Genomic DNA, 12,630 nt, shown 5'->3' with positions numbered 1-12,630 from the left:
GGCGAGTGAGCTGGGGGGTGCGGACACGGTGGGAGGTGCGTGCGGATGACGGGATTCGTGCATCTGCACGTGACCAGCGGTTTCTCGATGCGGTACGGCGCCTCGTCCCCCGAGGCGCTGGCGCACCGGGCGGCCGAACGCGGGATGGAGGCGGTCGCCCTGACCGACCGGGACACCCTCGCCGGTGCGGTCCGGTTCGCCCGGGCGACCGCACGGGAGGGGGTCCGGCCGGTGTACGGGGTGGAGCTGGCCGTGGCGGAGCAGGCCGAGGCCGCGACCGCCGTGCGCCGCCGCCGCACCCCCGTCCGCGGCGGCGCCTTCGTCGACGAGTCGGCCCAGCGCGCCGTCTTCCTGGCGCGCGGCGGCGCACCCGGCTGGGCCTGGCTGTGCCGGGCCGTCACCGCCGCCCACGCCTCCGGCGGCGACCGCCCCCAGCTGGACTGGCAGGACCTCGCCGGGAACGGGGACGGGACCGCCGGTCCGGTCGTCCTGCTGGGGGCGGAGTCCGACGTGGGCCGCGCGCTGGCCGCCGGCCGCCCCGACCGGGCGGCCCGCCTGCTGGGCGCGTGGCGGGACCTCTTCGGTGACGGGCTGCGGCTCGCCGCCACCGCCTCGGGGCCGCTGCGCGAGGCCGCACGGACGCTCGGCCTGGCGGTGCAGGAGGGCGTACGGCCGGTGCTGACCAACGCCGTGCGGTACGCCGACCCCGGGCAGGGGCCGGTCGCGGACGTGCTCGACGCGGCGCGCCGCCTGGTGCCGATCGACGAGCGCCGGGGGCTGGACGGTGGCCAGCGGTGGCTGAAGGGTCCCGGCGAGATGGCCGGGATGGCCGCAGCGGTCGCCGAGGCCGCGGGCTACCGGAGTGACGTCGCGCACCGGCTGCTCCGGGTCACCGAGGAGACCGCCGCCGAGTGCCGGATCGACCCCGAGGACGACCTGGGCATCGGCCGGGTGCACTTCCCCGAGCCGCAGCTGGTGGGTGCCGCGTGGCGCACCGCCGAGCGGGTGCTGCGCTCGCACTGCACGGCCGGCATGGTGCGCATGCGCTACGACCGCGACGCCGCGCGCTGGCGCCGCCTGGAGAACGAGCTGCGGATCATCGAACAGCTCGGCTTCTCCTCCTACTTCCTCACCGTCGCCCGGGTGGTCGAGGACGTGAAGGGCATGGGCATCCGGGTCGCCGCCCGCGGTTCCGGCGCCGGTTCCTTCGTCGCCCACCTGCTGGGTATCACGAACGCCGACCCGGTCGAGCACGACCTTCTGATGGAACGTTTCCTCTCCCCGCGCAGAAAGGCCCTCCCGGACATCGACGTCGACGTCGAGTCCGCCCGCCGGATCGAGGTCTACCGGGCGATCTTCGACCGCTTCGGCGAGGAACGCGTGGCCACGGTCGCCATGCCCGAGACGTACCGGGTGCGGCACGCCGTACGCGACGTGGGCGCCGCCCTCGGCATGGACCCGGCCGAAGTGGACCGGCTGGCCAAGGCGTTTCCGCACATCCGGGCGAAGGACGCGCGGGCCGCGCTCGCCGAACTCCCCGAACTGCGCGAGGTCGCCGCCGAGCAGCACGGCGACCGCTTCTGGTCGCTGGTCGAGGCGCTGGACGGGCTGCCGCGCGGCGTCGCCATGCACCCCTGCGGGGTGCTGCTCTCCGACCGCTCGCTGCGCGCCCGCACCCCGGTGGTGCCCACCAGCGGGGAACACCTGCCCATGTCCCAGTTCGACAAGGACGACGTGGAGGAACTCGGCCTGCTCAAGCTGGACGTGCTGGGCGTCCGGATGCAGTCCGCGATGGCGCACGCCGTGCGCGAGGTCGCCCGCGCCTCCGGCGAGCGGATCGACCTGGACTCCGTGCCGCAGGGCGACCCGGCCACCTACGACCTGATCCGTTCCACCGAGACCCTCGGCTGCTTCCAGATCGAGTCTCCAGGGCAGCGGGACCTGATCGGACGGCTCCAGCCGGAGACCTTCCACGACCTGGTCGTGGACATCTCGCTGTTCCGTCCCGGTCCGGTGGCCGCCGACATGGTGCGCCCCTTCATCGAGGCCCGGCGCGGCGGCCGTCCCGCGCGGTACCCGCACCGCGACCTCGAGCCCGCGCTGCGCGAGACGTACGGCGTGGTGGTCTTCCACGAGCAGATCATCCGGGTACTGGACGTGATGACCGGCTGCGGCCGCCCGATGGCCGACGAGGCGCGGCGCGCACTCTCCGACGCCGAACGGCAGGGCCGGGTCCGCGCCTGGTTCACCCGCGAGGCCGGTCGGCGCGGCTACGGCGAGGCGACGGTCGCCCGCGCCTGGGAGATCATCGAGGCGTTCGGCTCGTACGGCTTCTGCAAGGCGCACGCCGTCGCCTTCGCCGTGCCCACCTACCAGTCCGCGTGGCTGAAGGCCCACCACCCGGCCGCCTTCTACGCCGGACTGCTCGAACACGACCCCGGCATGTACCCGAAACGGCTGCTGCTGGCGGACGCCCGGCGGCGCGGGGTGCCCGTCCTCCCCCTGGACGTGAACCGTTCGGGGACCTCCTACCGGATCGAACGGGAGTCCGGCTCGGGGGGGTGGGGACTGCGGCTCGCGCTCTGCGAGGTCCACGGCATCAGCGAGGCGGACGCCGGCCGGATCGCCGCCGGACAGCCCTACGACTCGCTGGCCGACCTGTGGCGCCGTGCCCGCCCCTCCCGCCCGGTCACCGAGAACCTGGCCCGGGTCGGCGCGCTGGACGCCTTCGGTGGCAACCGGCGCGACATGCTGCTGCACATCGCCGAACTCCACCGCCCCCAGCGGGGGAACGGTGCCCGCGAAGGCCAGCTCGCCCTCGGCGAGGCCGCCGCCCCGGAGGCCGCGGGCCTGCCCGACCTGGACCGCGACGAACGGCTCGGCGCGGAACTCGGCGTCCTCGGCATGGACACCTCCCGCCACCTGATGGGCGACCACGCCGAGTTCCTGCGCGAACTCGGCGCCCACTCCGCGCGGTCGCTGCGCACCGCCCGGCACGGCGAGACGGTGCTGGTCGCCGGGGCCAAGGCGGCGACCCAGACGCCCCCCATCCGCAGCGGCCGCCGGGTCATCTTCACCACCCTGGACGACGGCACCGGGCTGGTCGACCTCGCCTTCTTCGACGACAGTCACGCCGCCTGCGCGCACACCGTCTTCCACTCCTGGCTGCTGCTGGTGCGCGGGGTCGTGCAGCGGCGCGGGCCGCGCAGCCTCAGCGTGGTCGGCGCCGCCGCGTGGAACCTCGCCGAACTGGCCGAACTCCGCCGCACCGGCGGTCTCGACGCGGTCGCCGCGCGCCTCGCCTCCGGCGGGGGAGCCGGCGCCGGCGAGGGTGACGCCCCGGGCGAGGGCGCCGCCGAGGAGGGCGACCCCACCGGAGGACGGCGGATCGAGATGTCCACCGGCTACCGCATGCACCCCTGGGCGGACCTCCGCCCGGCCGGGGACCCGGCCGGGACGCCGCGGAAGTTCTGGCACTCCAGCCCCGGGAGCGCGGGATGACCCGCCGGCCGGCACCGTCCCCCGCTCTGCCGGACCCCGCCCGCCTCGCCGCGGCCTACACGGCCCTCGCCCTGGCGCGCGCGGGCGCGCGGGGTGAGCGCGGTCCCGCCGGCGCCTCCCGCGGCGCGGCCGCAGCGGCACCGGGCCCCGGAGGAGAGGCGCCGCCTGCCTCCGCCCGTGCGGGGAGCGGTTCCCGCACGCCCGGCCTGCCGGCGGCGTTGCCGGACCGCGTCCGCGCCGCGGCGGCCCGCGCCGCCTCCGCCGCCTTCGCGGCGGGGCGTCCGGCAACGGCGCCCGCCGTGGAGGCCCGCGACCCGGCCCGCGACCCGGAGCGCGACCCGGCCCGCGACCCGGAGCGCGACCCGGCCCGCGGCCCGGTGCGGCGGTCCCGCCGCGGGGGCCCCGCACCGGGGGAACCGGGAGGGGGCGGCGACGGGGAGAACACCTCCGGCCGGGACCCCTCCGGGCGATCCTCCGAGCCGGGACCGACGCCCCGTGTCCTCTACGTGCACTTCGGCGAGGCCGCCCGCGACCACTACCCCGAACTGCTCGAACTGCTCGCCGACCTCACCCCCGTGGTTCAGGCGCTGCCCCCCGACGCCGCCCTCGCCGACGTGCGCGGCGCGCTGCGCTACTTCCGCCGGGACGCCGCCGGCCTCGCGGCCATGCTGCGGCTGCGAGCGCTGGCGCTGTACGACGCCGACTGCACCGTCGGCGTCGCCGCCAACCCGCTGCTCGCCAGGATGGCCGCGCACGACGGACCGCCGGGTGCCGTACGGTGCGTGCCGGCCGACCCGCGCGGCACGGCCGCGTTCCTGGAGCGCAAACCCGTCGCCGCGCTGCACGGCGTGGGGCCCGCGACGGCGCGGGCGCTCGCCGCGTACGGCCTGGACAGCGTCGGCCGGGTCGCCGCCGCACCCCCCGGCACGCTCCAGCGCATCCTGGGAGCCGCCGCCGGCCGCCGGGTGCGGGAACTGGCGTGCGGCGTCGACCCCACGACGGTCGTGCCGAGCGCCCCGGCGCGCGCGATGAGTCGCGAACACCGCTTCGGGCGGGACGAGCTGGATGCAGACGTACGCCGCCGGGCCCTGCTGACCCTCGCCGACCAGCTCGGCTTCCGGATGCGGACGGAGAGGCAGGTCGCCCGCGCCCTCACCCTCACCGTCCGGTGCGCGGACCGGTCCACGATCACGCGCACGCGCAGGCTGCCCGAGCCCACGGCGCACACTCCCGCGCTGACCGCGCTCGCGTACGCCCTCCACGACGGGCTCGGGCTCCAGCGCGCCCGTGTGCGTGCGGTCGCGCTGCGCGCGGAGGAGCTGACGGCCGCCGAACTCGCGACCCACCAGCTCTCCTTCGACCCCGGCGAGGAGAAGGCACGCCGCGCCGAGGCGGCAGCCGACCGGGCGCGCCTCCGCTTCGGCTCCGGCGCCGCACATCCCGCCGGCGGCCTCGACGCGGCGTAGCGCCGGGCGGTCGCCGGCGAGGGCGCTGGCCCGTCCCGGCGGCGGAGCGGTCGCCGACCTCTGCGGGGTGCGGGCGACGGAGGCGTGCCGCCGCGGCGGCGGGAGGGCGTGTCGTGTGGCCGGAGCATCAGGCGGATGCCGCGGAGGGACGGGCCATCGGGGGCGGCCTGCACCACCCGTCGCCCGTGCCGCACGTCCGGCGGCCGGGCCCGGACCCCCTGCCGGACGGGCTCCGGCGCGCGGCGGGGCGCGCTCCCGCAGCCGGCTGCCGGCCCGGAGCCGCCGAAGTGGGCACGGAACCTTCACCGTTGTGATGCTGGCCACACTTGTTACTGATCCGTACCTTGCGCTCAGGGGGGAGACCCCCTGGTCCGGCCACCCCACCGCCGTACCCCCTGAGCCGCAAGGAGACAGACCGCATGAAGCTGTCCTGGAAACGTGCCCTCAGACCCGCAGCAGCCCTGGCCGGGGTGCTCGCCCTGGTCCTGCTGCCGGCCACCACCGCAGCAGCCGCAGAACAGTCCGCGCCGCGGTCCGCCGCCGCGGCGAGCAGCGGCTGGAACGACTTCTCCTGCAAGCCCTCCGCCGCCCACCCCCGCGCCGTGGTCCTGGTGCACGGCACGGGCGGCAACTCCGTCGACAACTGGCTCGGCCTGGCGCCCTACCTGGTGAACCGCGGCTACTGCGTGTTCTCCCTCGACTACGGCCGGCTCGACGGTGTGCCCTTCTTCCACGGCCTGGGGCCGATCGAGGACTCCGCCGGTGAACTGTCCGCGTACGTCGACCGGGTGCTCGCCGCGACCGGTACCGACGAGGTGGACATCGTCGGCCACTCGCAGGGCGGCATGATGCCCCGCTACTACCTCAAGTTCCTCGGCGGCGCCGACGACGTCCACACCTTCGTCGGCATCGCGCCCAGCAACCACGGGACGACCCTGCTCGGCCTCACCAAGCTGCTCGATCTCTTCCCCGGCCTGGAGGACGCCATCGGCGGCAGCGCGCCCGCGCTGACCCAGCAGGTGGCCGGGTCGGGCTTCCTGCAGCGCCTCAACGACGGGGGCGACACCGTTCCCGGCGTGGAGTACACCGTGATCGCCACCCGCTACGACCAGGTCGTCACGCCGTACCGGACCCAGTTCCTGGAGGGACCGAACGTGCGGAACATCCTGGTGCAGGACCGCTGCCCTGTGGACATCTCGGAGCACCTCACCGTCGCGCTCGTCGACCGCGTGACCTTCCACGAGACGGTCAACGCCCTCGACCCCGCGCACGCCACCCCGGCGAACTGCTTCTCCTGAGGCGCGCCGGAAAGAACCGAACCCGGCCGGCCGGGTAAAGAAATCGCCCGATCGGCCGGTTTCGGAGTTAACGTCGTAAATATGAACACCGCAGCGAAGTCCCGCGCGGGCAGGCACCCGCTCGCGCTGGTGCTGGCGGTGCTCGCCGCGGTCGTGCTGCTGGTGGTCGGGTCGGCCTCCGCAGCCCGTGCCGCGACCGGGCTCGACAGCGCCGCCGAGGCCCTCAGGGAGGGGCCGGTGTACGTGGACCCGCGCGCCTCGGGCACCCTGCCCGACGGCGGTGCGGACGCCCTCGCGGACACGATCCGCGACGCGGACAAGCCCGTCTTCGTCGCCGTCCTGCCGGACGCGCCGGAGTTCGACCCGCAGACGCTCATGCAGGACCTGCGCACCGAGGTCGGCGTCACCGGTGTGTACGTCGTCGCACTCGGTGACCGGTTCGCCGCGGCCGCGGACTCCCAGGTGATGTCGAACAACGCCGTCACCAACCTCGAAGGCGCCGTCGAACGCGGCAACGAGGGGAACGTCGCCGCCATGGTCGACGACTTCGTGGACCAGGCCGTGCCGCAGGCGAACGGCGCCGCGCCCGCCTCCTGGGACGGCGTGGGCTCCGAGGGCACCTCCGCAGGATCGTTCCTGGCCGGTCTCGCCGTCCTGGCCGCCCTCTTCGGGATCGTGCTGGGCGGCGTCGCCCTGGTCGGCAGCCGCGGCCGCAAGCGCCGCGCACAGGCGGAGCGGGAGCGGCTGGAGACGCTGCGGCCGGTGGTCGACGAAGACATCACCGCGTTCGGCGAGGAACTCGACCGGCTCGACTTCTCCCCCTCCGAGCCCGGTGCGGACGAGGCCAAACGGGCCGACTACACGCACGCCCTGGACGCCTACGACCGCGCCAAGGACAAGATGGCCGCCGCGCGGCGTCCCGGCGACGTGCGCGGCGTCACCGAGGCACTCGAGGACGGCCGTTACTCGCTGGCCGTGCTCGACGCGCGGCGGACCGGCAAGCCGCTGCCCGAGCGCCGGCCGCCCTGCTTCTTCGACCCGCGGCACGGGCCGTCCGTCCAGGACGTCGACTGGGCGCCGCCCGGAGGCAGCGAACGCACTGTGCCGGTCTGCGCCGCGGACGCCACCCGGCTCGCCGGCGGCGAGGAACCGATGAGCCGCGAGGTCGACACCGCCGACGGACGCCGCCCCTACTGGGAGGCCGGACCGGCGTACGGGCCCTGGGCGTACGGCTACTTCGGCGGCGGCGTCCTGCCCGGCCTGCTGATGGGGACCATGCTCGGGTCGATGATGACCGGCCCGTACGGCGGGTACGGCGACGGCGGCTTCGAGGGAGGCGACGTCTCCGGCTCCGACTTCTCCGGCGGGGACTTCGGCGGCTTCGGTGGCGGCGACTTCGGGGGCGGCGGGTTCGGCGACTTCGGTGGCGGATTCTGAGCGGTGAGTGCGCGCCCGCGGCAGGGTGCGTACCGGGCGAAAGGCACCGAAGGGTCCCGTCCCGGCCGTGACCACAACGACCACAACTCTTCTTAAGACCACAAGCGAGACAGCACCGCCCTCCCGTGGGAAGCATGTGGGCCGCTTCACACCCACCCCCGATCCCACGGAAGGCGGTGTCACGCGTGCGCCTTCGCACCACCCTCGCGCTGCTCGGGGCGGCGCTGCTCGTGTTCGCCGGACCGCCGCTGCTCACCTCGGGCAGCGGTGACCGGACGGGCACCAACATCCCCGGCCTGCGCATCATGGTGCCCAACACCCCCGGCGGCGGCTACGACATCACCGCCCGCACGGCGGCCAAGAACGCCGAGGACGCCGGCCTCACCCACGGCACCGAGGTGTTCAACCTGCCCGGCGCGGGCGGCACCGTCGGCCTCACCCGCACGGTCAACGAACAGGGCAACGGCAAGCTGACCATGCTCATGGGCCTCGGCGTCGTCGGAGCCGTCGAGACCAACCGCGCGCCCTCCACACTCAGCGACGCCACCCCGATCGCGCGGCTCATCGAGGAGCCCAACATCGTCGTGGTCTCCAAGGACTCGAAGTACCGGACCATCGAGCAGCTGATGGCCGACTGGAAGCGCGACCCGGGCTCACTGCCCGTCGGAGGCGGCTCCTCGCCCGGCGGCCCCGACCACCTGGCCCCGATGCTCATGGCCCGCGCGTCCGGCATCGCACCCACGTCAGTCAACTACGTGCCCTTCGACGGGGGCGGTGAACTCCTCGCCTCCGTCCTCGGCGGGAAGGTCGCCTTCGGCGTCTCCGGCGTCGGCGAGTACCGCGACCAGATCGAGTCCGGCGAACTGCGGCTCCTGGCCGTCACCGGGCCCGAGCGGGTCGAGGGTTTCGACGCGCCCACGCTGAAGGAGGCGGGCGTCGACGTCGAGTTCACCAACTGGCGCGGCATCGTTGCGCCGCCCGGCCTCAGCGACGCCGAACGCGAACGCCTCATCGCCTTCTTCTCCGCCCTGCACGGCACCGAGGAATGGCGCGCCTCCATGCGCCGCAACGGCTGGGACGACGCGTTCCTCACCGGGAAGAAGTTCGGACGGTTCCTCACCTCGCAGGAGAACCGCGTCGACTCGGTCCTGAAGGAGCTCGGCCTGTGAACACCGAAACCGGCACCGGCACCCCGGACGAGACCGGAACCACCACCCCTGCATCCGCCGCCCCCGGGAGGAGGGGGCCACTGAGCAGACTCCGCGGACACTCCGAACTCGGCGTCTGCGCCCTCCTGCTGGCGGTCGGCGTCCTCGTCCTCACCGACGCCCTCACCATGGAGGGCAGCTTCGTCCAGCGCGGACCCGTCGGGCCCAGGACCGTGCCGATCGTCGTCGGCTGCGCGCTGCTCGTCGTCGCCGTCGTCCTCGCCGCCGACGTCCTGCGCGGCGGCCGCGGCGAGGCGGAGAGCGGTGAAGACGTCGACCTCGACGCACCCGCCGACTGGCGCACCGTCGCCCTGCTCGCCGGCGTCTTCCTCGCCTGCGCGCTCCTCTTCGTCCCGCTCGGCTTCCCCGCCGCCGGCGCGCTCCTCTTCTGGGGCTCCGCCTACGCGCTGGGCAGCCGCAACACGACCCGTGACCCGCTGATCGCCGCCGTGCTGTCGGTGGTGACCTTCCTGGTCTTCGACACCCTGCTGGGCGTTCCCCTGCCCGGCGGACCGCTGATGGAGGTGCTGTAGGAGATGGACTCCCTGAACTCCCTCCTCGACGGTTTCGGTACCGCCCTCACCCCGCTCAACCTGCTGTTCGCGGCGATCGGCGTGCTGCTGGGCACCGCGATCGGCGTGCTGCCCGGCATCGGGCCCGCCATGGCGTGCGCACTGCTGCTCCCGGTCACCTACGGGCTCGACCCCACGGCGGCGTTCATCATGTTCGCCGGCATCTACTACGGCGGCATGTTCGGCGGGTCCACCACCTCCATCCTGCTGAACACGCCCGGGGAGAGCGCGGCGGTGGTCGCCGCCATCGACGGCAACCCCATGGCCCGCGCCGGGCGCGGCGCGCAGGCCCTCGCGGCCGCGGCCATCGGCCACTTCGCCGGCGGCATGCTCGGCACGATCGCCCTGGTCGCCCTCGCCCCGACCGTCGCCGCCTGGGCCGTGGACATCGGTGCGCCCGACTACTTCGCCCTCATGGTGCTCGCCTTCATCGCGGTCACCTCCGTGCTCGGCCGCTCCCGGGTGCGCGGGTTCGCGTCACTGCTGATCGGCCTCACCATCGGCCTGGTCGGCCTCGACCAGATGACCGGGCAGCAGCGACTCACCTTCGACAGCCTGCTGCTCGCGGACGGCATCGACGTGGTCATCGTCGCCGTCGGTCTCTTCGCCATCGGCGAGGCGCTGTGGGTCGCCGCCCATCTGCGCCGCACCTCCGGCGAGTCCATCCCCGTCGGCCGCCCGTGGCTCGGCCGGGACGAACTGCGCCGCACCTGGAAGCCGTGGCTGCGCGGCCCCTTCATCGGCTTCCCGTTCGGCGCCATCCCGGCCGGCGGGGCGGAGATCCCCACCTTCCTCTCCTACGTCACCGAGAAGCGGCTCTCGAAGCACAAGGCGCAGTTCGGCAAGGGCGCCATCGAGGGCGTCGCCGGGCCCGAGTCCACCGCCTCCGCGTCCGCCGCGGGCACCCTGGTCTCGCTGCTCACCCTCGGCCTGCCCACCACGGCGGTCGCGGCCGTCCTGCTGGCGGCGTTCCAGAGCTACGGCATCCAGCCCGGTCCGCTGCTCTTCGAACGCGAACCCGACCTGGTGTGGGGCCTCATCGCCTCCCTCTTCGTCGGCATGGTGCTGCTGCTCGTCCTCAACCTGCCGCTGGCACCGGTGTGGGCGAAGCTGCTCCGCATCCCCCGGCAGTACCTGTACGCGGGCATCCTGTTCTTCGCCGCCGTCGGCGCCTACGCGGTGGGCGGCCAGTCCGTCGACCTGGTGGTGCTGCTGGTCATCGGGCTCATAGGGCTGGTGATGCGGCGTTACGGTCTGCCGGTGCTCCCCGCCGTCATCGGCGTCATCCTCGGCCCGGCCGCCGAACAGCAGTTGCGCCGGGCACTCCAGATCAGTGACGGCAGCGTCCTCGGCCTGGTGGGAACGCCGTTCTCGGTCACCGTCTACACCGTGATCGCGCTCCTGCTGGCCTGGCCGTGGCTCCGCCGCCTGCTGCCACGGCGACGCGCCGTCGCTGCGGACGGCGCCTCCGTACCGGACGCGGACGACGCGGAGCCGGCCCGGCGGGACTGACCCGGGCAAGGAACGGCGGGCCCGGCGCGACGCGGGCGCCCGGGCGGCCGGACGGTGTCGGCCGTCCGGCCGCCGGCGTGCGGGGCGCCCGGTCAGCGTGGCGGCAGCCGCTTGACGCAGCGCCACCGCGTGGCGGCCGGGCGGTACCCCAGACGCGCGTTGACGGCGAGCATCGGGCGGTTGTCCGCGTCGTTCCCGGTGAACGCGTGCCGGTAGCCGGCGGCCCGGGCGCGCCGCAGCGACGCGGTCTTGGCCAGCCGCGCCAGCCCCCGGCCCCGGAACGCCCGGCGGGTGCCGGTCATCCCCGACCAGTACCGGTCGCGGCCGTCCACCTGGGCCACGCTGTAGGCGGCCACCGCGCCGTCGACCAGCGCCACCGCCGTCAGGTCCGCGTCGAAGTCGGGACGCGCCCAGTTCAGCAGCAGCCAGTCCTCGAAGGGCACGGGGGCGACGACCACGTCGCCCGGCTCGTCGGCGACGCACTCCACATCCGCCTCGTACAGCGGGCGCAGGTCGCCGGTGAAGGCGGCGGCGGTGCGCAGCTCCGTGCCCGGAGGCAGCGGAGCGGGCGGCTCCGGCAGTACGGCGTCCGCCAGGTCCAGGGCGAGATACCGCACCGGGCCGCCGCGGAGGTAGCCGCGGCGCTCGGCGAACCCGGGGGAGCACCCGTCGTCCGCCACCCAGCTGTGCACGGCGGTCACGCCGAGCGACGCCAGACGGGCCTCCGCGGCGGCCACCAGCGCCTGGCCGGCACCCCGGCCCCGCGCGTCGGGCCGCACCTCGGTGAGCAGGAAGCCGTGTCCGGACTCGGCGCTCTCGACGTCGATCCCGGTGTCGGCGCAGCCCGTCACCCGGCCGTCTTCGTCGACGGCGACGAGCCGGCGCCGCCGCATGGCCTCGGGGGAGCGGAACGCGTCCCAGACGACCGCCTCCGGGGAGCACACCTGGTGCGGCACGGCGGCCGTGCGCACCGCGGCCACCTCTTCGGCGTCCTCCGGACGGAACGTGCGCACGATGATCGGCATGCGCCCGGACGCTAGTCGCCGACCCGGCTCCGCGCACCCGATTTCCGCGACGCACGGGGGCGGCGGGGTGCGGCAGAATCGGGAGAGCAGACACCAGCGAGAGCCGGAGACCACGTGACCCTGAAGATCGCCGTCGACGCGGACGCGGCCGAGGCACCGTACGAGCAGCTGCGCGCGCAGATCGCGGAACAGGCGAGGGCGGGAGCGCTGCCCGTCGGGTACCGGCTGCCGACGGTGCGCGGCCTGGCCGGGGAACTCGGGCTGGCCGCCAACACCGTCGCGAAGGCCTACCGCGCCCTGGAGAGCGACGGAGTGATCGAGACCCGCGGCCGCAACGGCACCTTCGTCGCCGCCGCGGGAGACGCCGCCGACCGCGAACTGGCCGACGCCGCCCAGACGTTCGCCCGCCGGGCGCGGCGGCTGGGCGCCGACCGCGCCACGGCCCGTGCCGCCGCGGAGGACGCCCTCCGCGCGGCCTTCACCGACGGCTGACAGTGATGATGTTCGTGGTGACGCTGTTGGTGGGTCTGACCCCTCGGCTGACTGACGTCTCGACTGTCCTGTATGGGATTCGTCGGCCCACCGGGGCGTCACCACGCACGCGGCCGGAC

At 74.8% G+C, this 12,630-nt stretch carries 9 protein-coding genes; 8 read left to right on the top strand and 1 reads right to left on the bottom strand.

Going from position 1 to position 12,630, the window contains the following annotated elements:
* Positions 1-45 precede the first annotated feature (45 nt).
* The 7 genes from RM572_RS24065 to RM572_RS24035 all read left to right on the top strand — a co-directional run bounded on the left by RM572_RS24065 (position 46) and on the right by RM572_RS24035 (position 10,994).
* Entirely contained in the window at positions 46-3,501 is a 3,456-nt protein-coding gene (locus RM572_RS24065; protein ID WP_311675501.1) for a DNA polymerase III subunit alpha, read from the top strand.
* 506 nt (positions 3,502-4,007) lie between these two features.
* Complete coding sequence (locus tag RM572_RS24060) at positions 4,008-4,967, top strand: DNA polymerase Y family protein (RefSeq protein ID WP_311675559.1); 960 nt, start codon at positions 4,008-4,010, stop codon at positions 4,965-4,967.
* A 419-nt stretch (positions 4,968-5,386) separates the two neighbouring features.
* On the top strand, positions 5,387-6,265 hold the full coding sequence (locus RM572_RS24055; RefSeq protein ID WP_311675500.1) for an esterase/lipase family protein: 879 nt from the start codon (positions 5,387-5,389) through the stop codon (positions 6,263-6,265).
* 81 nt (positions 6,266-6,346) lie between these two features.
* Complete coding sequence (locus RM572_RS24050) at positions 6,347-7,702, top strand: hypothetical protein (RefSeq protein WP_311675499.1); 1,356 nt, start codon at positions 6,347-6,349, stop codon at positions 7,700-7,702.
* Positions 7,703-7,887: 185 nt separating this feature from the next.
* Complete coding sequence (locus tag RM572_RS24045; protein ID WP_311675498.1) at positions 7,888-8,871, top strand: Bug family tripartite tricarboxylate transporter substrate binding protein; 984 nt, start codon at positions 7,888-7,890, stop codon at positions 8,869-8,871.
* Positions 8,868-9,443, top strand: a complete 576-nt coding sequence (locus tag RM572_RS24040; protein ID WP_311675497.1) for a tripartite tricarboxylate transporter TctB family protein — start codon at positions 8,868-8,870, stop codon at positions 9,441-9,443. Before RM572_RS24045 ends, RM572_RS24040 begins: the two co-directional genes overlap by 4 nt.
* A 3-nt stretch (positions 9,444-9,446) precedes the next feature.
* Positions 9,447-10,994, top strand: a complete 1,548-nt coding sequence (locus tag RM572_RS24035) for a tripartite tricarboxylate transporter permease (RefSeq protein ID WP_311675496.1) — start codon at positions 9,447-9,449, stop codon at positions 10,992-10,994.
* A 92-nt stretch (positions 10,995-11,086) separates the two neighbouring features.
* Here RM572_RS24035 and RM572_RS24030 read toward each other — a convergent pair whose 3' ends face one another.
* Positions 11,087-12,019 carry a GNAT family N-acetyltransferase gene (locus RM572_RS24030; RefSeq protein ID WP_311675495.1) on the bottom strand — a complete coding sequence of 311 codons (933 nt, stop codon included), beginning with the start codon at positions 12,017-12,019 and terminating at the stop codon, positions 11,087-11,089.
* Positions 12,020-12,133: 114 nt separating this feature from the next.
* On the opposite strand from RM572_RS24030, the gene RM572_RS24025 reads away from it, so the two are divergent.
* Complete coding sequence (locus tag RM572_RS24025) at positions 12,134-12,511, top strand: GntR family transcriptional regulator (RefSeq protein WP_311675494.1); 378 nt, start codon at positions 12,134-12,136, stop codon at positions 12,509-12,511.
* Positions 12,512-12,630: the final 119 nt, after the last annotated feature.

The organism is Streptomyces hazeniae (assembly GCF_031845485.1).
GTDB classification, from domain to species: domain Bacteria; phylum Actinomycetota; class Actinomycetes; order Streptomycetales; family Streptomycetaceae; genus Streptomyces; species Streptomyces hazeniae.
This window is presented reverse-complemented; position numbering and strand designations above follow the sequence as displayed.